The sequence below is a fragment of the Spirochaetae bacterium HGW-Spirochaetae-1 genome, assembly GCA_002839375.1.
In the GTDB taxonomy this organism is placed as follows: Bacteria; Spirochaetota; UBA4802; order UBA4802; family UBA5550; genus PGXY01.
The window spans coordinates 1-22036 of the sequence record PGXY01000001.1 but is presented as its reverse complement, the minus strand read 5'-3'; the positions used below and the strand labels follow the sequence as shown (position 1 = coordinate 22036).

The following is a 22036-nucleotide window of genomic DNA, read 5'->3' as shown; positions in this document are numbered from 1 at the left end:
TCCGGCTGACCGGTGACGACCGGGATACCACGGAGGAGGAAACATGGATCTGCAATATGTAAAGCTTACGGAAGAAAATGGTGTTGCGACAGTTATATTGAACAGACCTGAAAAGGGCAATTCCCTGTCTCCCGACATGCTCGGGGAGATAGGCGATCTCTTCACAAACCTGAGCACACGAAAGGATATAACGGTAATCATTCTGACCGGTGGTGAAAAAATATTCTCAGCCGGCTTCGACCTCGATTTCGTTAAAGAACTGAAAATGGAAAACAATGGGCCTTTTGTCGATCTTTTCTGGCGGGTATACCGATCGATCCGGTTCTGCGCTCAGCCCGTCATAGCGGCGATAGGCGGTCCTGCCATGGCCGGCGGCTTCGACCTCACACAGATGTGTGATATTCGTTATGCTTCGGAGCGGGCAAAGTTCGGCCAACGCGAGGTAGTTCTCTCGATAATTCCGGTTCTCGATCCCCTCTGGCGCATCATTGGTTTCGGCCCGGCGCTGGAGTGGGCCCTTTCAGGCAGGGACATCGACGTGCAGGAGGCATATCGCACTGGATTCGTGACCCGGATTTTTCCCGAGGGAACAGTAGTAAAGGAAGTGACGGAAATCGCCCTTAGAATGGCAGCCTATGACCGCTCGACGCTGGTCGATACTAAAAGAATGAGCATTGACGTTCTGCACAACAGTCTCGACGGGTCGATGAAAACCCACGATTTGCTCTTCAGGGACTACATTGGATCCGAGAAAAACCGGTCGCGGGTCCATTCATTGCTCGAGACAATCAGAAACAGGAAGAAATAACCCCCGAAGAAGATTTGTACAGCGAAGAACCACCCGATCAGAAAAAGAGAAAGCACGGCAACGAGAAAGGCCCGTTTCCGTTCGCTCCGCATGATCTCCCTGTCAAATTCCATCTCAAAAACGGAGCGGTATTCTGAGAACTTCCTGCGGGAAAAGAATTTCATTATTCGTGCCATTATTACCTACCGTACCCGGAATAGGGTTTCGATATCCTGATATTTCCGCCGTCAGAAACCGGTCTATAAAAGTGAATGAATTTTGTCCGAACCTGTTTTAGGCAACCCAAATGATTACTTTTGACAGAATTTGTTGGGCATGCAATGCTTTTTTAAATTTAATAGAATTGACACCTGCCCATTATACAATACAATATTTACTATACCATTTATTAATAAAATATGCATCACATGAACCGCACCGGTCATGGCTCGGGGGAGACAAATATGAAAAAATTACTACCCATACTGCTGCTGGCACTTTTATTATCAACCTGCCAGGGAATCCAGATAAAGAAAAAACCCACGGCAACAATCGCCAATTTTGACATCGAATCGATCTCGCTCCACGATATCACCCTTATCTTCGATATCGAGATCGGCAACCCCTATCCCGTAGGTTTGAAACTCGATGATATCGGTTTTACCTTTTACATTGAAAACAAACAGTTCCTGAAAACCAGTACGGCAAAGGGACTGAAAATCGCGGCTATGGATAAAAAAATTTCGAGCTTCACCGTGAATTTGAAATATACCGATATCATAAAAATCGTGCAGGATTACACTAACAAGGATTATCTCGATTGCGTTGTGGACACGGTGATAAGCATTCCCCTGCCCGACATCCCGGGCCTGGAGAAAAATATCACCCTCACCTATAAACTGAAAAAACAGATTCCCGCCATCAAACCATCGATAAAAATCGCCAATTTTCATGTGCAGATGCCCACAGAAAAGGACATCGCCGATGCGCTGAAAAAAAGTGGCAAGAGCCTGGCGAACAGCGACAAAATATACGGCATGTTTGAGGATATTCTTTCAGGAAAAAAACCGCAGCAGGTCATTGACCCGGCGTCGCTGGACCTGAAGCTGAAAGTCAGCTTCGATATTGAAATGAAAAACGAGACAAGGGCAAAGCTTAATTTCAAGCGGCTCGATTATAACTTTTTGGTCAACGGCAGCAAACTTGTTGACGGAAGTACAACGGATATTAAAAATGATGGCAACAAATCCATATTGAAAATTATCACCGAATTCAGCACCAAGACCATGAGCAAGTCCATACTAAAGGCATTCCAGAATAAAAACGGCGATTACGGGCTCCAGGGAGAAGCCCAGATGGAGCTTCCGCCGTCGGTAAAAAAAACTCCCCTGAAACTTAAATTTGATGAAACAGGCAGGTTCAACCTCTGATGAAAGTAATACCCGTTATCATGGCCGGCGGCGCCGGAACCAGGCTCTGGCCCCTCAGCAATGAAGAAAAACCGAAGCAGTACCACAATCTTTCCGGCAAGGGCTCCCTTCTCGAAGAAACGGTCAAACGGCTGAAACCCCTCTCGCCTGAACAGTGTGTTGTTGTAACGGCAAAAAAATACGAGGATATATCCCTGGAGGAAATACACAAGGCCGGACTTCCGGGGACCATCCTGGCCGAACCGCGGCCCCGCAATACGGCAGCGGCCGTTCTCTATGCCGCCATTTATCTTGACAGGCTTTATCCCGATGACTCCATAATGATCGTTCTCCCCGCTGATCATTATATAAAAAACCGGGTCCGTTTCGGCGAGATCCTTTCCATGGCCGTGACCGAGGCTTCGAAGGGAAAGATGGTTACCATCGGCATCAAGCCCACGTACCCTGAAACGGGTTACGGCTACATCAAGGCTGTGAAAGACGCATCGGGCGAGATCATGGACGTTGACCGTTTCGTGGAAAAACCCGACTTTAAAACGGCAAAGAAATATGTTGAATCGGGCCACTACTACTGGAATAGTGGCATTTTCGCCTGGAAAACATCGGCGATCATCCAAGCCTTCCGGGACTTCCTCCCCGATATCATGCAGGCCTTTGAACCTTTACACAGCCTCTCGGCAGATAAAATCAAATCCTCATCGGCGGAGATCTGGGAGCACAAAAAAAAGGTTTTTGATGCCGTCCAATCCGTTTCGGTCGACAAGGGAATCATGGAGCGGGCGAAAAACCGTGTGGTCATTCCCGGCGATTTCGGCTGGGCCGACCTGGGAAGCTGGAAAGCCATTGATGACATCCTTGACGGCGACGCCAGGGGCAACCGCACTCCCGTTGCTGAAAACGCCATCTTCGTCGACTCACAGGACTGTTCCGTTTTCACCGATGAAAGCCGTGTGGCCATTGTGGGGCTTTCGAACATTGTGGTTGTTCAGTCGGGCAGCGACATCCTTGTCATGAACAAGGATGCGGCCCAGGATGTGCGGAAGGTTGTTGATATCGTGCGCGAGAAAAAGGACTGAAGGCTATTCCCATTCGATCGTTGAGGGCGGTTTCGATGAAATATCGAAAACAACACGATTTATCCCCTTCACCTCGTTTATAATGCGGTTGGATATTTTTCTCAGCATGTCTTCGGGCAGATAAGCCCAGTCAGCGGTCATGGCATCCACGGAGGTAACTCCCCTTATGGCTATGACATTCTCATAGGTGCGCTGGTCTCCCATTACCCCCACGGAACGAACGGGAAGGAACACAGCGAATATCTGCCACAGTTCCCGGTAAATCCCGGCGTTTTTAACCTCGGCTATAACGATATCATCGGCCTCCTGGAGAATCCTGATCCGCTCCGGCGTCACCTCACCGATAATGCGAATGGCCAGGCCCGGTCCGGGGAAGGGGTGGCGGTGGATGAGCTCCTCCTGCATTCCCAGATGTATGCCCAGTTCACGCACCTCGTCCTTGAAGAGCTCTTTCAGCGGCTCAATAACTTTTCCCGATTTAATGAGTTTGAGAACCTCGGGCACCCGGTTATGATGACTCTTGATGGTATCCGACGGCCCCTTGGTGGAAACCGATTCTATGACATCGGGATAGAGGGTCCCCTGGGCCAGGAAATCGAATCGGCCTATTTTTTTCGCCTCTTCCATAAAGACCTTTATGAATTCTCTTCCGATGATACGCCGCTTTTTCTCAGGATCTTCCACCTTTTTCAGTTTATCAATAAAGCGCTTTGATGCGTCGACATGAATAAGGTTCAGCTTCATGTGTTTTTTAAAGCGGTCTACGACCTGTTTCGCCTCGTTTTTACGCAAAACACCGTTGTCCACGAAAACGCAATACAAACGATCGCCGATAGCCTTCTGGAGCAAAACGGCTGTCACGGAGGAATCCACTCCTCCCGAGAGGCCCAGGAGGACCGTGCCGTCCCCCACTTCCTTCCGGATGGCTTCTACCGACGACTCAATGAAATTGTCCATGGTCCAGGTCGGTTTCACCTTGCAAACAGCGAAAATAAAGTTATGCAGAACTTTATTGCCGTTTTCCGTATGATGAACCTCGGGATGAAACTGGACACCGTAGATCCTTCTATCCTCATTTGCGATGGCTGCAATCTCGGCATTCTCCGACGAGGCCAGAACTTTAAACCCTTTCGGCGGTGCAGTAACCTTGTCGCCATGGCTCATCCACACCTTCTCCTTCTTTTTCAGTCCCTTAAAAAAGGGAGACTTTTCCGACATGACAATCGTGGCAGGACCGTATTCCCGTGAATGGGCCCCCTCGATTTTCCCGTTGAATGCATCAACAACAACGTTCAGGCCATAGCAGATGCCCAGGACAGGGACACCCAGATTGAAGATATCGCCGCTGATCCGGGGAGCGCCCTTGGCATATATTGAAGAAGGCCCTCCCGAAAGGATTATTCCCGCCGGTTTTTCCTTTTTGATGTCTTCAAAGGCGTGATAAAAAGGAACGATCTCAGCATAGACGTTCATCTCCCGGATGCGGCGGGCTATGAGCTGCGTATATTGTGATCCGAAATCAAGGATGATAATCCTTTCCAGGGGTAAATTTATGGCGTGTTCGATCATTTTTTTGCCTCAAGCGAAGATATATATTCTTTATAACCCATCGTATTCAGCTTCTCATTGCGCGCGTTTATTTTTTCCGCCACATTCTTCCGGTATTCGTCAAGTTTAGCGGCATATTTTTTATCCAGGAGTGACAGTATATTCACGGCAAAGAGTGCTGCATTGATTCCTCCCGCTTTACCGGCAGGCATGGTTGCCACGGGGATTCCCCCGGGCATCTGGAGAATGGAGAGAATGGAATCGAGCCCCCCGGCAATATTTGTCTCGATGGGAACTCCGATGACGGGCAGCGTCGTATGGCTCGCCACGACCCCGGGAAGGTGGGCGGCCCCGCCTGCCACGGCGATGATCACCTTTAAACCCCGGTCCCGGGCAGTACTGACCCACTGGCGGGTCTTTTCCGGTGTTCTGTGTGCCGAAGAAACAAGTATTTCAAAGGGTATGCCGAATTCATCCAGTATGTCGAAGCATTCCCTGACTTTAGGAAGGTCGGAATCGCTTCCCAGAATGATACCTACATCGCTCATGCCATACTCCTGTCATTTTTAAGATTAAGGATAAAATTGCTTTTCCTGCCCGTATTTTGTCAATGTTTTTACCATAAATGCAAGCACGATATGAGGAGCAACCGTATATTTTTACACGTCTGCAATATTGGAGGATAGCGCCCTTTCACGCAATAAAAGAATCTATCCTCATGGAGGATTTCCCAGTCAAGGAAAAAGTATAGCCCTCTCACTTATCCCGCGACAAGTGAGAGGGCAATTGACAGGAGGAGCTGTAACATTATGGCTGATGTAAAACAGATCTCATATATAAATACGATGATGCTGCGCGTTTATTAAAAATAATAATGTAAATTTCCAAAATTTTTCATTGATGTTTTCACAAGCAGGCCCGACAGTGAAGCATGCACAGCCATATCCTGTTTGACATAACCATTTTTATATGAAAATTCAAATCGACAATATAACCCTCTCCCCGGACTGGAAAGAAGATGAAATACACCGCATTCTCTCCGAGCGGTATCATATCACGGACCTGCAGGAATTTCGTATTATCAAGAAATCCCTCGATGCCCGCGACAAGGGCAATATCCATTACCGCTACCGTATCGTTGTAGATATCAGCGATAACCAGGCTCTGACCCTTTTACAATATAAAGAGGTAACTCCGTACGAGGAGCATCCCTCATCCGTACCGGCAATACACAAACCGGGAGGCCCCGTAATCATCGTTGGTTCCGGACCTGCCGGGCTTTTCTGCGCCCTGCGTCTCGTGGAAGCGGGTATAAAAGTCACAATACTGGAACGGGGAAAACCCATTGATGAGCGGATGAAGGATATTTCCCTGCTGGAAAAAAGCGGCGCCCTCAACGGGGAAAGCAATGTACTCTTTGGTGAAGGCGGCGCCGGGACCTACTCCGACGGTAAACTCACGGCGAGGACCCGGCTTCCAGAATCGCACTGGTTTTTCCGACAAATGATCCACCATGGTGCACCGGAATCCATTCTGTATGAGGCCAGGCCCCATATCGGAACGGACCGGCTGCGTGCCATCATTAAAGACATCAGGAATACTATAATTTCAAGTGGATCGGATATTCTTTTTAAAGAACGGGTTTCCGACCTCATGGTTTCCCGTTCTTCCGTTGCAGGTGTGCGGTCATCAAACGGGAAAGAATTCTCCGGAGCGGCAGTGGTACTGGCCACGGGCCATTCGGCCCGGGACATGTACGGGCTTCTTCATGAGCAGAATATAACCCTGGGAAAAAAGGGATTCGCCATTGGTGTTCGGATAGAACATCCCGCACAGCTTATCAACGATATTCAATACGGAAATTCCCGCTTCAAAAACATTCTTCCCGCGGCAGAATACCTTCTCACCTTTAACAATAAACAGACCGGCCGGGGGACCTATTCTTTCTGCATGTGCCCCGGCGGACAGGTGGTCAATGCGTCATCGGAACAGGAGATGCTCTGCCTAAACGGCATGAGCAATTCGCGGCGTAACGCGCCCTTTTCCAACGCGGCACTGGTGGTAACGGTGCATCCCCATGACCTGGCTGAAGACATCATGAGCGGAATAGATTTTCAGAGACAGATTGAAAAGGCGGCATATATCTCCGGCGGCGGAAATTTTATAGCGCCGGCCCAGCGCGTCACATCCTTCCTGGCCGACAGATCCGACACGGGGCTTCCCGGAGTATCGTACAAACCCGGGGTCAGAGCCTCTTCCATATCATCCTATCTCCCGAAATGGATCATGGAAGAACTGCGTGCGGCCCTTCCCGTATTCAACAGGAAAATGAAGGGATTTATCAGTGAAGAGGCGGTCCTTATGGGTGCCGAAACGCGCACCTCGTCGCCGCTGCGTATTGTGAGAGATGATAATTTTCAATCCGTGAGTGTAAAGGGACTATACCCGGCAGGAGAGGGAGCTGGTTATGCCGGAGGCATTGTAAGTTCCGCCGTGGACGGGATCCGCGTGGCCGATGCCATTATTGCGGGCTTATGAAACCGGATCATAAATGCGCTACGAACAGGATAATAATTATATATCATAACAAAACTGGCGGGATATTATAATGATTCTCCAAGAGGACTATTGAAGAAGGTTTTTAAAAACGCATCTATATCGATACGATCGTTAATTGCGGTTATTGTTTTCGGATATGTTGCTTATTATTATATCAATGATATAATAACTGATTTTAAATTTTGGAAGCTGATAGATATCACAATTATAATGTTCATCGCCTACGGCTTACTGAAGCTGAAATATTGGGTCTTTATCATTTTTTTGCTCAATTACCTGGCTATCGTGAACATCTTCCACTTTTTAATCGATAGATCCGATTATGAATCACTGATGTTTTCATTGTTATCAATCACGCCTTCCCTTTTCCTGCTAAAAGACGCCATCTTTGATATGACCAGGGAGAAGGTGGTAGACATCATCTGTATACTGGGATTTTCTTCTTTAATAATTGCCCACAAATATATCCAGCATATTATTGATTACAATAAAATATTCAGGTGACCCCAAGGGGAATATCACTCCGGGTCTTTATTTTCATCCCGGGTCGCTCCTCCTTCCCGGGAAACTGTACGCACTATAAGTCCCATGGCAGCCGTGCCCACGCATCCCAGGAGCACCAGCAGCACCCGCCAGGGGAAAGAATCAATGTACACAATAGAAAGACCTATCATGGTCCACATGAGAGATATGGCGTATATCTTCCCCCTCATGGTCATTCCTTTTTTTTCACTGAAGTCCGAGATGTATTTCCCGAAGAGCGGGCTGGCCAGAAGGCGGCGATGGAGACTGTCGGAGCTCCGGATGAAAAGAGCCGCTGCCAGGAGCACAAAAGGTGTGGTGGGAAGAACAGGAAGCACAACACCGATGAGTCCCAGGGCAAGGCACAATAATCCAACTATAACGAACAGTGTTTTATGGACCTTAATTCGATTCATAGTGTGCCAACCGATACCACGGTTTTTCTCATGAACGCCATTATCAGACAGATCCTCCTGACTCAAGTACAGCCTGGATTTCTTTAATGGCTTCCCCGACCTTATTGACGGAATCCAGGACCATCGTAGCCCGTGAAAAGTCCTGGGTCGCTGTAAGGGCCGTGGGAATAACGATGCACCGCAGACCGGCACCCACGGCCGATTCGAGACCGCGCAGGGAATCCTCTATCACAACCGTCTCATTGGCAGGAGCATTCATCTTTCTTAGGGCCGTCAGGTACGGCGCCGGGTCCGGCTTGCTTTTTGCATAATCACCCTTGGTCAGGGCGAATTCCATATACCGCAGGAATCCCGTACGACGATGAATGGCCTCGAAGTGACCTCTCTGGGAACTGGTCACGATAGACATTTTGTATCGGCCCTGCAATACCTCCAGCGCCTCGGCAGCCCCTGGCACGGCGATATCCTCTGTCTCGATATACTTCAGGTACAGGAAGTCCCTTCTTTTCCTGAAGCCGCTGATCTCCTCACCGGAATAGCCCCGGTCTTCCAGGAGGTGCCAGAGACCCCGGGAATGGACGAGCAGGTTTTGCCGGTATTGCTCTTCGGTGATGGTGACACCACAATCACGCATCACCTCCCGTATCGCCCGGTAATAATACTTTTCCGTATCGACCAGAACACCATCGTTGTCCCATAGAATATATTTAATCATTTGAAAATTTCAGAAATCCTTCTCTTTTAAAAATGTCAGATCCTTATTTACCTGCGTATGATTTTTTCAATTTTATCTTTAAGCAGAAAAAAGAGAATTGTGGGTGTGACTATCCCCGCTAATAAAATATACTGCCTGCTTATAATATCCGGATAGAGCAGTACACATAGGAGTATGCCGGTCAGAGCTCCTCCCAGGTGAGCATCATGACCGATATTATCCGACATTCTTCCCAATCCATAGATTGACGTAAGAACGAAGAGCATGGCAAAGGCCCACGATGGAATAGGGATGGGCAGTGGAAAAACAAGCACTGATCCGCCGGGGATTAGAAATACTGATGAAAATATGATTCCGCTTACGGCACCTGACGCTCCAAGGGCACGATACTGCATATTTTTTCTGTTAAGTATCAATGAGAGCAATCCTCCGCCAAGTCCGCTCACCAAATAAATGAGCGCCGCTGTTTTGAATCCATACACCATTTCAATGCTGAGACTAAAAGAGTAGAAGCTGAACATGTTGAGCAGCAGGTGACCCCAGTCCGCATGCAGAAACATCGAGCTTATCATCCTGAAATACTCGTGTTTTTCTAATATATAATAAGTTGAAAATATATTATCCTCTGCCATTGACGGAATCCTGAAAGCCATGATAGAAATTATTGCTGTTACGGCGATCGTTCCATAAGTAAAAATTGCTGTATCCATTGAGCTGGTTCTCCGGTGTTGAAAGGATTGTACATCTCTCATTAAGGGGTCAGAGCCTCAAAAACATTACCGCATAAGATCGTCACCATTTCACAATGTCAATACAAAATGTTGACAATGTCCGTCTGCATCCAGAGAAGGTTTTAGGCCACATTTAAAATAAAATTTATAGAGGTTCCTTAATCTTAATAATTCATCTTTCACAGCTCTCCCTATTTTATAAATAGTGTATGGTTTCTTGATATAGCCACCGGCTCCAAGCTTCTGGGTTTTCCGTACCTGACGCCGGCGTCCCAGAAACCGCCGCTCAAAAAGGTGCTGATATAAAAATTCTTCAAGGTTTTTCCCCATAGTATTAACCATTTATCATTATCTGCAACCGGTGGTCACAGTGATGATCTCTAAGACAATTATTGTAAATTAATTGCCGTATGACAAATAGCACTATGGCTTTTAATCATGGTCAAATTTTAACTATACACATATTATACATTATGTATATATTTTTTTTTCCTTATAAATTACTCTATCAAAAAAAACCGGAAAAAGCGGGGAGCTTCCAGAATATAAAATTCAAAAGGAAGTTTAAACAGCGGTGCAGTGAATGGAGAGCACTGGAATATTTGCAGGATATCGCGCGTACCGGCCTGAACATCAATGCATGACGCATTGTTCAGACCGGACTCCGGCGTTTTTCTAACCTATGGTCTTCGCGGATTATGATTCTCGATCCACCATGGAGACTGTAACTCCAATCCTTGGGTTCCTTAATGTTTTTCAACCTGTCAAGCTCGCCGATAAGTTTGAGCCGCTGCATGGTCCGTTGAGCATGTGTTTGGCGCACCTGGTCACCGGGCATATGCCGCCGTAATTATGAAGCACACACTTCCCGCATGAAGTGCATTTTTCAGTCCAGGTTGCCCTTTCTTCAAGTATACCGATAAATTCAGTATCGAGACCGGCATATACCGGCTTTTCATATCGTTCGGCGATTGCCTGAACACCGGCCCCACGGCCGATACATTTACCATTTTTATTCGTTCTTTTCCGATACCCGCTTCAGCCAGAAACGACTGCGTGTACCCTTCCTTTGGCAAGCAGGTTCCCTTTACTTGTCATGTGGAAACATCCAATAATTTACTGATAAGAGACCGTTAATTTTACGAAGCTGGTGGTTTAACGAGAGGGCTTTCTATCAGAATGTATGATTTTATTTTTCCGATGAATCACAGAGCAGTAAATATGCGGATTGATTGAAGGCGGGCAGGACTTTTTAAACCGTAAACTCCATGTCATCCATGCCGGCAACTGTTTCGGGAAATATCGTCCGCGCTACAGCCTGGGCCTCAAGGCGGCTTTGCCGGTCCCGATAATTGTGGGCATCGAAATGGACCAGCACAAGTTTTTTTGCGCCGGCCTCGAGAGCTATCCGGGCCGCTGTTTCGGGATTCAGGTGGGGCCATTCCTTGCGGGTAAAACCGGGCGGGTAGGCACATTCCGCCAGGAGCATATCGGCGTCACGCGCCAGGGTAACGGCATTTTCACAGTAACCCGTATCAGGGCAGTAGGCTATTATTTTTCCACAGATTTCAATCCGTGCGCCGATTGTCGCATCGGAATGAAGCAGGGACAATGTTTCCATGGAAAAAGGAAGCCTTGGGAGTTCGCGGGGAGCCTCCAGAATGGAAAATTCAAAAGGAAGTTTAGATGGCGGCACAGTGAATGGAGAGCTTTGGAATGATTTCAGGATATCGCGCGTACCGGCCTGGCCAATAACGGTAAAACGCTCAAGACTGAAAAATTTCGGCAGAACGTGGAGTCCCATAATATGATCGAGATGGAAATGACTGAGGAAGCAGTAAACCTCTTTTACGCCATCGAGATGCCGGTCCAGCTTGTGGATGCCGTTTCCCGCATCGAAGACCACGGTATTTCCGCCACCCTGAACCAGTATTGAAATGGTGTTACCCGTGTCCGTATCATACCAGCCGTTAGTTCCCAGGAGTGTAATCTTCGCTGCGCCCATTGCTATTTGATGATTACCTTTTCTTTAGCGAAGGGGATCACTTCTCCTATAACAACGGGTTCCTCTCCCGATTCTTTCAGCGCTTCCACAACAGATGATTCCTCTTCCCGCGGAACAAAGGCCATCATGCCGATACCCATATTGAAAGTCGTAAACATTTCCCGGTCCTCAACTTTTCCGTCCCTCTGAAGCAGGGAGAAAATATCAGGAATGACAAAAGCCGATTTTTCTATGGATACGGCCGCTGATTCGGGCAGTATTCTCGGTATGTTTTCATAAAATCCGCCGCCAGTGATATGCACCAGGCCTTTAATGTCACAGCCTTTTCCCAGGGCATTGAGTATGCTTTTCACATATATCTTCGTCGGCCTGAGCAGTACCCTGCCCAGGGTATCGGACAGTTCAGGAAATTTCGTGTTAAGGTCATATCCCATCATCTCCAGGAAAAGTTTGCGCACCATGGAATAGCCGTTGGAATGGATGCCCGAGGAAGGAAGGCCAATAATTTTATCGCCCGCTTTGATCCGTGAACCGTTGATGATCTTTTCACGATCTACGACGCCCACGGCGAAGCCGGCTATGTCATATTCGTCGGAGTTCATAATGTTGGGATGCTCCGCCGTTTCTCCCCCCACAAGACTGCATCCTGCCAGTTTGCATCCCTCGGCGATCCCCCTGATCACATCGACAAGGACCGATTCGTTCAATCGGCCGCAGGAGATATAATCGAGAAAAAATAGAGGCATGGCACCGGAAACTACGATATCATTGACGCACATGGCCACGGCATCAATGCCGATAGTGTCATGCACATTCATTTTCTGGGCAATCTGGAGTTTCGTCCCCACACCGTCGGTTCCCGACACCAGGACCGGGTCCTTCATTTCCGGGAAGGAACCTCTGAAAAGAGCGCCAAATCCCCCGATATCCGTGATCACCCGCGATGAAAACGTCTCTTTAACCAGTGGTGCTATTTTTTTTACGAAGGCGTTCCCGCCTTCCACATCAACACCGGAATCCCTGTATGTCAAGCCCATGATATATCTCCTAACACTATACTGCACAAACAATAAAAATCAGAAATTGCCATAAGCCTCATTTTTGCAAGTAATCTTTTCCTAATTTACAATTTTCTCATCATTGTCCGTGAAATATTTCTTCAGGACAACCTCATTTCCTTTTTCATTGTATTCTATGGCATCAAAAAATTCCATGGTGAGTCTGATTCCCCTGCCATGGGCCATCATGTCCCGGTTCAGCTGCACCGGGTCATTGGACAGTACAAACTCCGGATTGAACCCCTCCCCTTCATCCCTCACCAGGTAGGAAACCATGCCGGGCTCCACATTGTATTCTATATGTACGCGCTTGCCGTTATACCGGGGGTCCTCCCGTCGTTCGGCAAGAAACTGGAAATAGCGGTCCTCCATTATGGCCGCGGTTTTATCCTCAAAGGAAATATTGAGATTCCCGTGTTCAATGGCGTTTATAATTATCTCGCGCAGAGCAATTCTCAGCATATTGAAATCGTTGCCACCAATGTATTTTGCCACGTTCCTTGTTATCCGCTGCGTTATTTCATCAGCCGTGGAAAGTGAATTGTCTATAATAAACTGCTGTTTTTCCGCGATGAAATACTTGAGAAGGGTGTCGTCCATGACACGGAAGGCCTTTCCAAGTATTTCATTATCGCCGTCAATATTCAGATACTCCAGCTTTACCTGCAGCTCCCTGGGCTCAATTATCAGGGGCGACTTGAATTCAGCCTTAAAGCTGACCGGTTCCTTGCTCCTGGAAAATGTTTCCAGTTTTTCCTGGATAATTTTCCGCGAGACCGCCTTTTCTTCATCGCTGTCATAGATGAGATCAAGGAGCGATTTACTTTTTATTGACTCGGGATTTATATTGAGATGATACGCCGTGGCCTTGTTGGCAGTGATAAAACGCCAATCGTTATCAAGGGAAAAAATGATATCCGTCGATCCTTCCACGAGGCGCCGATACTTCTCTTCCGAAAGGCTTATCATCCTGTTGGCCTTATTGAGATCATTAATTTTCTGCTGCAGGTCGCGGTTGAGAAATTCGATTTCCTCCATGGCGATTTCCAGTTCCTGGATCCTCAGCTCAATTTCCAGTTCCGCCTGTTTCTTTGCCGTTATATCCCTGACGAATCCCTGGTAATTTTTTATCTTCCCCGTTCTGCTCTTGATAACATTGGCTGATATGAGAGTATGGACTTCCGCGCCATTTTTTTTTCGCAGGCACATCTCAAAATCCCGGGCGAAGCCGTCCATTATGAGGACCCGGTCATATTCCTTCAGCTCTTCTGGGTTCGATGCCAGTTTTTCCAGGGACAGGCTTATCATCTCCTCCCGCCCGTATCCGAAGAGTTTCAGCATGGCTTCGTTCACATCAATGAAGACTCCATCCCTGTCACTGATGAAAATCGCATCCATGGATCTTTCAAAGAGATTGCTGTACTTAACCTCGCTCTCTTCCAGCTGCTGCTCAAATTCATGTCGGCGAAACCCGATTTCGATGGCCACAAAGATGTCCTTTTTGTCAAAGGGCTTCAGGATATACCCATAGGATTCGGTAATCTCAAGCCGGGCCAGGGTTTCGCGGTCAGAAAGGGACGAAGTGAAAATGATGGGCACATCGAGCTTCTTCTTGATCTTGCGGGAAGCCTCAATGCCGTTCTGCTCCCCTTCGAGGAGAATATCCATGAGTATGAGATCGGGCCTGGTCTTAAAGGCCAACAGGATGCTCTCCTCGCCTGAACGGGCGATGCCAACTACTGAATAGCCCAGATTTGCCAGTATTTTCTGCAGAAGACGCGCCTCCACGACGGAATCTTCAACAATGAGTATCTTTATTTTTTTGTCCCCTGGCATCGTCATATCCAACTTCATTCACCGTACGCTGTGCTGTTATTATTACTACATAACAGGGAGAATAATTCAATCCATTTCCTGCGGAAAATTATAATTATTTTTTGGTTAAGCTGTCGGCGGGGTTGTGGCATGTATAGGGTTGTATCAGTAAAGCTTATAATAAAAAAACCTTGCATTCCCGATTATTTCTGTTATAATTTTAATATGGCTCCAATATCATTTAACCGATTCAGATCGCTGCTTGAAGCGATAATTTTTAATCATGGTTTATAGATGTTCCCTTATATAGGGTTTTTTACTGAAACAGGCGTATTTGTTCTGAGCGGTTACAATCGTTTCACGGGCAGAATCGGCAGCAACAATACTGCCTTCATTCCCATTCCTGGGCATTGATTTCTCTTTAATTATCTACTATTTTGCACGGCACGGCATACAGTGTTGTGAGTCACAATATAACAATCAGAGACGACATCCTGAATACTCTTGTTTACATTACTACCCGGGGGAAGGAAAACATAATGGAAAAATTGAATAATTTATTAACCAATTTCATAAAAGCTGTGATGTCATTCAGTTACACTTTTATTGACTGGATTAGACGGTTAAAGAAAAGCACAACAAAAAAAAAGAATAATTTTTTTACTAAATTCACAACAACGGTTATGTCATTCAGTTACACTTTTATTGACAGGAACAAACGGTTAAATTACCTGCTCCGAAGGGGCGGAATACGATTTAAATGGGCTCTTGTAATTTCGATGATTCTGCTGCTCATGGTCATCATGTTTATTTCACTCTTTACCGTGATGTCATCCCGAGCCCTTGTATCAGCGAACGATACACTCTGCAAGGCAATAGCGGGAAACATATCCGCAACCGAATCCATATTGACCGCTGAAACAAGGCCCACGATGCGCTCGCTTATTTTGCAGGATATTGTGAATGGTCTTGAAAAAAGCAAAATCAACGGTCTCCAAAGTATCGCCGTGTATGATTTGACGGGCATGCTCGTTGGGAAAAAAGGTTGTTACGCGGCAAATATAGATGGCAGTAAAAGAGGGAAAAAAATACCGGCTGCTTTATTCGATGAAATAAAAGACATAGAAAATTTTCAGAAAACAAAGAAGAATTATCTGGATAAAGACAATAAACACGTAAGCAGTTTCCAATACAGGCTTCCTCTGAATTTTTTTAGTACAAAGGTGGGCATAGTAGAGCTGTTGTTCAGCGAGGCATCAATACTTGAACCTGTACAAAAATCCAGGAGAATAATATTTTTGTTCAGCTGCGGACTGCTTATAATGGGGATCGGCATCACAGTGGTCGTTGCGAAAGGCATGGTCCAGCCGATTATGAATCTTTTTGAGGGGATGGTCAGGGTAAGAGAAGGCGACCTGGAAATTAGAATGGATATCAGAAGACATGACGAACTGGGAAATTTAAGCCATGAATTCAACAATATGATAATTCACCTCCGGGAAAAACTTCAGATGCAGAAATTTGTTTCTGAAAGAACTGTTTCTATGATTCATGAACAAACATCTCTGGGAGAAATTGTTGTTGGCGGCATAAGACAAAACCTTGCATTCCTCTTCTCCGACATACGGGGATTTACCGCCATGTCAGAAAAAATGGAGCCTGAAGATGTGGTAACAATACTCAATGAATACCTCAATTTACAGGCGAATATAATTAAAAAACATAATGGAGATATCGACAAGTACGTGGGTGATGAGGTAATGGCCGTATTCAGCGGCGATGAAAAGGCCGACAATGCCATTGCATGCTCCATCGAGATTATCAAGCAAATCGAAAGTTTGAATATAAGCAAAGGCGAGACTGGGATGCAGCACATGAATGTAGGTATTGGGCTCAATCTCGGCAATGTTATTCAGGGACGCATGGGATCGAGTGACAGGATGGACAACACCTGTATCGGCGATGCGGTGAACCTGGCTGCACGTCTGTGCTCACGTGCTGAATCGGGAGCAATACTTGCTTCAAAAGCTATTGTATCAAAAATGACTTCTAAAAAATTCCTGGGCAAGAAGCTTGATCCCATCAAAGTGAAGGGAAAAGAACAACCGGTAGAGGTCTATTCTATAACAGGCGTGAAGGTCAGCAAGTAGCAACAAGCAATTAGTTTAAGGAGATATCCCATGGCGACAAAAATCAAAATCATCACTGCAAAAGATTTTATCGAGGTAACCACTGATGGGATCATCAATATCACTACAAGCAGACAACTCCTCATAAATATAGCAATGGCCGAGCCTCCCCCGGCTGACTACGATCTGCTCGTCGATTTCCGTGACTCAGGAAGCAAGTTGTCCATAACTGATGTGTATCAACTTGCGGCAGAGCTTTTCCAATATGGCGACACCTTCCGCAGAAAAGTTGCTCTTCTTGTCCTCCCGGGGATCAGCTTTGACAAAGCCAGTTTTTTTGAGACATGTTCGCACAACAGGGGTTTTTTGGTAAATGCCTTCACTGACTATGAAAAGGCCATGCGCTGGATTCTCTCAACGGAGAATCTACCGGACAACAATGATATCTAGAGTTACCTTACATTTTTAATTTGGCGAATATATTTTTAAACATTAAAACAGGAGGAATGAATGGACATTACATCTTTGATAATTTTTTTGGTGATTGGAGCAATAGCCGGATGGCTTGCCGGAATAATCATGAAAAGCGGCGGATTCGGCCTTGTGGGAAACATTATCATAGGAGTCATTGGAGCGATTATCGGCGGTTATATATTTAATTTCCTCCGGATATCAACCAGCGGCTTTATAGGTTCTACTATAACCGCTCTCATTGGAGCTGTTATCCTATTATTTATAATTAAGCTCATAAAAAAATAATAGGGGCCGGATTCACCGGGAAGCATCGGGCATTGAAAACAACAGCACCATGAGAGCAGCAGAATACAGGCAGGAATATTGCTTCTTATATTGCGAGAATCTCATCCTTAACGGCAAAGAAAGCATCCACTACCTCCGGATCAAAGTGGCTCCCCCGACCTTCCCGGATAAATTCCAGTGACGTTTCCACGGGGAATGGTTTCTTATAGGGCCGTCTGGAGATCATGGCATCGAATACATCTGCAACTGCCGTAATGCGGCCGGCGATGGGTATTTCTGTGCCCTTCAGACCATTTGGATATCCGCTTCCATCCCACTTCTCATGATGGTTCTGGGCTATAGTCTCTCCTAAACGAATAAATGCAGCATCAGAGCCCTTGAGGATCTGGGCGCCGATTATCGTATGCTGTTTCATAATATTCCACTCAGCCGGTTCAAGTTTGCCCGGTTTCAACAGTATCTGGTCCGGTATGCCCAGCTTACCCAGGTCATGCATGGGTGTTGCATAAAGAATAGTTTCAACATTACTTTCGTCCATCCCCATGCGGCGGGCAATGGCAGCGCAATAATGGCTCATGCGTCTGATATGCTCGCCGGTGTTCTCGTCCTTATATTCCGAGGCCATGGAGAGCCGGTAAATCGTGTCCAGAGAAGCAATTTTAATTGTTTCCAGGGCATGCTTCAGCTCCTCAGTCCTTCTGGCCACTTCAGATTCCAGCTCTTTCCGGTAATTATTCATCAAGTCGTTGTAGGCTTTGACCTTTAACAGAGACCGGACCCTGGCCAGAAGCTCAGTCTTTTCAACAGGCTTGGAAATAAAATCATCACAACCGGCTTCAATTCCCTTTACACGATCTTCAGTCTCCCGCAATGCGGTAACCAGAATTATCGGAAGCAGTCCCAGAGTAGTATCCTCCCTGACTCTCCGGGTAACTTCAAAACCATCCATGCCGGGCATCATTACATCGAGCAGAACCAGATCAATCCGATTGCCGGAAAGTTTTTCCAATGCTTCCGCGCCGTTTGATGCTTCTACAATTTCATAACCCTGCGGGAGAAGATATGCTTCGAGAAGTTCAATGTTCTGAATCTGGTCATCAACGATTAATAGTACCGGTTTGTCTTTCATTCCCTATCCCCTTTGCACTTTACTTTTCAAAATAACAATTCTCTCACTTAATAAATTGACTTATTTCTTTTGCAAAAGTGCGTGTATTTATAGGCTTGCCTATAAATCCGGAATTAGAGATGTCTTTCAACTCTTCTCTGCCTTCTTCCATAACCGAAGCGGTCACAAAAACAATGGGAATATCGCCTGTCTCTTTATCCTGACGTAATATCCTGGCTGCTTCAGAACCGCGCATATCGGGAAGCCTCACATCCATAATTATAATATCCGGTTTTTCTTTTCTTGCAATGGCAATTCCGCCTGCAGCGTCTTCAGCTTCATATACTTCAAAGCCGGCGACCTCCAGAAGGTCTTTTTCCAGCAAAAGATTGTTTTCGTTATCATCGACAATTAATGCTTTCTTTCTCATCTCACACCGCTATTCTGAATTTATCAACATGGCATTTTCAGGTTTTTTTATAACGCTTGTATTGGGCCCGTCCTGCATGCTTGGCCTGATACATGGCGATATCGGCATTTTTCAAAAGGGTACCTTCATCTATTCCATCGTCGGGATATACGGCGATACCGATGCTTGTTGTCACAAAGAGTTGATGGGTATCAGCAAGGAAGGGCTTATTAAACCTATCAATGATCTTCTGTGCAACCTGAATCGCATCTTCTATTCCCTCCAGGTCAGGGAAGATCATAACAAACTCATCACCACCGAAACGCGCAACCGTATCACCCTTCCTCAGCACTGCACTTAACTGCTCTGCCGCTCTTTTGAGAAGGACGTCGCCTACATTATGACCAAGGGAGTCATTCACATCCTTGAAATTATCGAGATCCAGCATCATGATGCCTACTTTAGTTTTATTTCTCCCGGCATTTACCAGTGCAACGCCCAGGCGATCGGAGAAAAGGTCCCGGTTGGGCAGACACGTCAGGGAATCATAGAAGGCCATATACTGGATCCTTTTCTCCGACTCCCTGTGTTCGGTGAAGTCCTCGATGGACAGGAGAATCAGCCGATCCTTCTCCGGCCCGCTTTGAATCTGACGGGCATTTAAAAGCATTATACGCCTGCCAATGACGGCAAATTCGTAGTCAACCTCAAAGTCATCAAAGGTTGTCTCTTGCGGAAGGATGGTTTCCAGCAATTCCCTCAGCCGGGGAATATCCCACTGTTTATTCCCCAGATCATAGATAAGCTGGCCCATAGTCTCTTCAGGTTTTACTTTAAAGACATCATAAAAGGAGCGGCTGGCCTTGACTACTCTCAGATCCTGATCCAGAACGATTAAGGGTTCACGCACGGTGTTGATGATGCTCTCGGCGTATTCACGCGCCTCTTGTGCGTAAATTTTGGCTGTTTCCAGTTCTTTGAGGTATTTGCTCATCAAGTCATTGTAGTTCTTGACTTTTAGCAGAGACCTGACCCGGACCAGAAGCTCAGTCTTATCAACAGGCTTGGAAATAAAATCATCACAACCGGCTTCAAATCCCCGAATACGATCTTCAGTCTCCCGCAATGTAGTAACCAGGATTATGGGAAGTAGTCGGTGTGTTTTATCCTTCCTTACTCTTCGGGTAATTTCAAAACCATTCATGCCGGGCATCATTACATCGAGCAGAATCAGATCGATCTGGTTGCCGGAAAGTTTCTCCAGCGCTTCTTTACCGTTTGACGCCCTTATAATTTTATAACCCTGCGGAACAAGATATGCTTCAAAAAGTTCAATGTTCTGGGGCTGGTCGTCAGCGACTAATATTACCGGTTTTTTTTTCATTTCCTGTTTCTATCACATTTAACTTTTTATCATAACAGGCAACTCACCTGATAAATTGACTTATTTCTTTCGCAAAAGTACGCGTATCTATAGGCTTGCCTATGAATCCGCTATTAGCAATATCATTTATCTCTTCTCTGCCTTCTTCCATGACCGAAGCAGTCACAAAAACAATGGGAATATGGTCTATCTCTCTCTCCTGACGTAATATCCTGGCGGCTTCGGAACCGCGCATATCGGGAAGCCTCACATCCATAATTATAATATCGGGTTTTTCTTTTCTGGCAATGGCAATTCCGCCGGCAGCGTCTTCAGCTTCATATACTTCAAAGCCGGCGACCTCGAGAAGGTCTTTTTCCAGCAAAAGATTGTTTTTGTTGTCATCGATAATTAATGCTTTCTTTTTCATCTCACACCGCCATCTTTGATACAACTGGCAACGTAAACCGGACCAATGTGCCTTTATCCAGCCCCGCAGATTTTACAGAAAGCTTCCCGCCGTGCAGCTCAACCAGATTTTTTGAGAGCGGTAACCCGAGCCCGGTTCCCTCGGTTACCCGTGAATAGGGCGTATCGACACGAAAAAACCCTTCAAAGATTTTCTCCATGTTTTCATGCGCAATACCGACTCCCGTATCCCAGACCTCTACTTCTATCATGGAATCGGCTTTCCTGGCACGCATTCCAATTTTACCGCCTTCGGGAGTAAACTTGACTGCGTTTGAGATAAGGTTGTAGATTATCTCCTTGACCTTGAGTTCATCGGCCTCGATATCCGGCAGATCTTCATCTATTTCAAGCAGCATCTCTATCTTTTTTTTACTCACCATGTTCTCTACCAGCATCGATATATCATTTAGTAAGTTTTTCATGGGCACACTGGATAAAGCCAGTTTCATCTTTCCGGCTTCAACTTTCGCCATATCAAGTATCTGATTTATCAGCAAGAGAAGGTGTTTTCCGCTGGTTAAAACATTATTAACATACTTCTTCTGTTTCTCATTAAGCGGTCCGAAAGTCTCGTCGTACAGCACTTCGGAGAAACCGTTAATGGAGTTAAGCGGTGTCCTGAGCTCATGCGACATGTTGGCCAGGAATTCAGATTTTGCCCGGGCCGTGCGTTTTAGCTCAACGGCAAGATCCTTTAATTCTTCATGGGCTCTCTCCAGACCAATTTCTATCTTCCTGCGATCCGTGATATCCTCGATGGCCAGAAGGATTATCCGTTCCTTTCCCGACACTCGTTGAATCTGCCGGGCATCTAAAAGCATTATGCGCCGGCCAATTGTAGCAAAATCGTGTTCAACCTCATAATTATCAAACGTTGCTTTTTTGGGCAGGATGGTTTCAAGCAGTTCCCGCAGCCCGGGGATATTCCACTGTTTATTCCCCAGGTCATAGATAAGCTGCCCCACGGTCTCTTCGGGATTTACCTTAAAGACTTCATAGAAGGAGCGGCTGACGGAAACAACCCTTAAATCCTGATTAAGAACGATTAATGGTTCACGGATGGTGTTGATGATGCTTTCGGCGTATTCGCGGGCTTCATCTTCGGATATTTTAGTCTCTGCCAGCTCTTTACGGA

At 46.3% G+C, this 22036-nt stretch carries 23 protein-coding genes; 8 read left to right on the top strand and 15 right to left on the bottom strand.

Annotated elements, in window-relative coordinates; genetic code table 11:
• Window positions 1-43: 43 nt before the first annotated feature.
• The 3 genes from CVV44_00115 (at window position 44) to CVV44_00105 (ending at window position 3293) form a co-directional block, all read left to right on the top strand.
• Window positions 44-808, top strand: coding sequence for an enoyl-CoA hydratase/isomerase family protein (locus CVV44_00115; GenBank protein ID PKL41077.1), 765 nt, complete (start codon window positions 44-46; stop codon window positions 806-808).
• A gap of 443 nt (window positions 809-1251) precedes the next feature.
• Window positions 1252-2217: a hypothetical protein gene (locus tag CVV44_00110; GenBank protein ID PKL41076.1), complete on the top strand. Its 966-nt coding sequence runs from the start codon at window positions 1252-1254 to the stop codon at window positions 2215-2217.
• A complete protein-coding gene (locus CVV44_00105; protein PKL41075.1) occupies window positions 2217-3293 on the top strand; it encodes a mannose-1-phosphate guanylyltransferase in 1077 nt (358 codons plus the stop codon). Before CVV44_00110 ends, CVV44_00105 begins: the two co-directional genes overlap by 1 nt.
• Before the next feature lie 3 nt (window positions 3294-3296).
• Here the strand turns inward: CVV44_00105 and guaA are convergent, their stop codons facing one another.
• Complete coding sequence (gene guaA, locus CVV44_00100; GenBank protein ID PKL41074.1) at window positions 3297-4862, bottom strand: GMP synthase (glutamine-hydrolyzing); 1566 nt, start codon at window positions 4860-4862, stop codon at window positions 3297-3299.
• Window positions 4859-5389 carry a 5-(carboxyamino)imidazole ribonucleotide mutase gene (purE, locus tag CVV44_00095; GenBank protein PKL41073.1) on the bottom strand — a complete coding sequence of 177 codons (531 nt, stop codon included), beginning with the start codon at window positions 5387-5389 and terminating at the stop codon, window positions 4859-4861. Before purE ends, guaA begins: the two co-directional genes overlap by 4 nt.
• Window positions 5390-5810: 421 nt before the next feature.
• On the opposite strand from purE, the gene CVV44_00090 reads away from it, so the two are divergent.
• Window positions 5811-7379, top strand: a complete 1569-nt coding sequence (locus tag CVV44_00090; GenBank protein ID PKL41072.1) for a hypothetical protein — start codon at window positions 5811-5813, stop codon at window positions 7377-7379.
• A 90-nt stretch (window positions 7380-7469) separates the two neighbouring features.
• Window positions 7470-7904, top strand: coding sequence for a hypothetical protein (locus CVV44_00085; GenBank protein ID PKL41071.1), 435 nt, complete (start codon window positions 7470-7472; stop codon window positions 7902-7904).
• Between the two features lie 14 nt (window positions 7905-7918).
• Here CVV44_00085 and CVV44_00080 read toward each other — a convergent pair whose 3' ends face one another.
• The 8 genes from CVV44_00080 to CVV44_00045 form a co-directional block, all read right to left on the bottom strand.
• Window positions 7919-8338: a DUF454 domain-containing protein gene (locus tag CVV44_00080; protein PKL41070.1), complete on the bottom strand. Its 420-nt coding sequence runs from the start codon at window positions 8336-8338 to the stop codon at window positions 7919-7921.
• A gap of 43 nt (window positions 8339-8381) precedes the next feature.
• Window positions 8382-9053 carry an HAD family phosphatase gene (locus CVV44_00075; GenBank protein PKL41069.1) on the bottom strand — a complete coding sequence of 224 codons (672 nt, stop codon included), beginning with the start codon at window positions 9051-9053 and terminating at the stop codon, window positions 8382-8384.
• A 47-nt stretch (window positions 9054-9100) separates the two neighbouring features.
• The gene (locus CVV44_00070; protein ID PKL41068.1) at window positions 9101-9805 is read right to left on the bottom strand and encodes a rhomboid family intramembrane serine protease; all 705 of its coding nucleotides are present in this window, start codon (window positions 9803-9805) and stop codon (window positions 9101-9103) included.
• Window positions 9806-9853: 48 nt separating this feature from the next.
• On the bottom strand, window positions 9854-10126 hold the full coding sequence (locus tag CVV44_00065; GenBank protein ID PKL41067.1) for a hypothetical protein: 273 nt from the start codon (window positions 10124-10126) through the stop codon (window positions 9854-9856).
• A gap of 414 nt (window positions 10127-10540) precedes the next feature.
• A complete protein-coding gene (locus CVV44_00060) occupies window positions 10541-10783 on the bottom strand; it encodes a hypothetical protein (GenBank protein ID PKL41066.1) in 243 nt (80 codons plus the stop codon).
• A 253-nt stretch (window positions 10784-11036) separates the two neighbouring features.
• A complete protein-coding gene (locus CVV44_00055) occupies window positions 11037-11789 on the bottom strand; it encodes an MBL fold metallo-hydrolase (GenBank protein ID PKL41065.1) in 753 nt (250 codons plus the stop codon).
• A gap of 2 nt (window positions 11790-11791) precedes the next feature.
• On the bottom strand, window positions 11792-12826 hold the full coding sequence (locus tag CVV44_00050) for a phosphoribosylformylglycinamidine cyclo-ligase (GenBank protein PKL41064.1): 1035 nt from the start codon (window positions 12824-12826) through the stop codon (window positions 11792-11794).
• Between the two features lie 81 nt (window positions 12827-12907).
• On the bottom strand, window positions 12908-14701 hold the full coding sequence (locus tag CVV44_00045) for a hypothetical protein (protein PKL41063.1): 1794 nt from the start codon (window positions 14699-14701) through the stop codon (window positions 12908-12910).
• Between the two features lie 500 nt (window positions 14702-15201).
• Here CVV44_00045 and CVV44_00040 point away from each other — a divergent pair, with 500 nt between their 5' ends.
• Genes CVV44_00040 through CVV44_00030 form a run of 3 tightly spaced genes read left to right on the top strand, consistent with a single transcriptional unit; the run spans window position 15202 to window position 17550 of the window.
• Complete coding sequence (locus CVV44_00040; GenBank protein ID PKL41062.1) at window positions 15202-16812, top strand: hypothetical protein; 1611 nt, start codon at window positions 15202-15204, stop codon at window positions 16810-16812.
• Window positions 16813-16842: 30 nt separating this feature from the next.
• Window positions 16843-17241: a hypothetical protein gene (locus CVV44_00035; GenBank protein ID PKL41061.1), complete on the top strand. Its 399-nt coding sequence runs from the start codon at window positions 16843-16845 to the stop codon at window positions 17239-17241.
• Between the two features lie 60 nt (window positions 17242-17301).
• Window positions 17302-17550: a GlsB/YeaQ/YmgE family stress response membrane protein gene (locus CVV44_00030; GenBank protein PKL41060.1), complete on the top strand. Its 249-nt coding sequence runs from the start codon at window positions 17302-17304 to the stop codon at window positions 17548-17550.
• Between the two features lie 85 nt (window positions 17551-17635).
• Here CVV44_00030 and CVV44_00025 read toward each other — a convergent pair whose 3' ends face one another.
• From CVV44_00025 to CVV44_00005, 5 genes are read right to left on the bottom strand one after another with little or no spacing between them, the layout of a single operon-like run.
• Complete coding sequence (locus tag CVV44_00025; GenBank protein ID PKL41059.1) at window positions 17636-18679, bottom strand: two-component system response regulator; 1044 nt, start codon at window positions 18677-18679, stop codon at window positions 17636-17638.
• 43 nt (window positions 18680-18722) lie between these two features.
• Window positions 18723-19088 carry a response regulator gene (locus CVV44_00020; GenBank protein ID PKL41058.1) on the bottom strand — a complete coding sequence of 122 codons (366 nt, stop codon included), beginning with the start codon at window positions 19086-19088 and terminating at the stop codon, window positions 18723-18725.
• Between the two features lie 37 nt (window positions 19089-19125).
• Window positions 19126-20451 carry a hypothetical protein gene (locus CVV44_00015; GenBank protein PKL41057.1) on the bottom strand — a complete coding sequence of 442 codons (1326 nt, stop codon included), beginning with the start codon at window positions 20449-20451 and terminating at the stop codon, window positions 19126-19128.
• 43 nt (window positions 20452-20494) lie between these two features.
• On the bottom strand, window positions 20495-20860 hold the full coding sequence (locus tag CVV44_00010) for a response regulator (protein ID PKL41056.1): 366 nt from the start codon (window positions 20858-20860) through the stop codon (window positions 20495-20497).
• 1 nt (window position 20861) lies between these two features.
• Entirely contained in the window at window positions 20862-22025 is a 1164-nt protein-coding gene (locus CVV44_00005; GenBank protein ID PKL41436.1) for a two-component sensor histidine kinase, read from the bottom strand.
• Window positions 22026-22036: the final 11 nt, after the last annotated feature.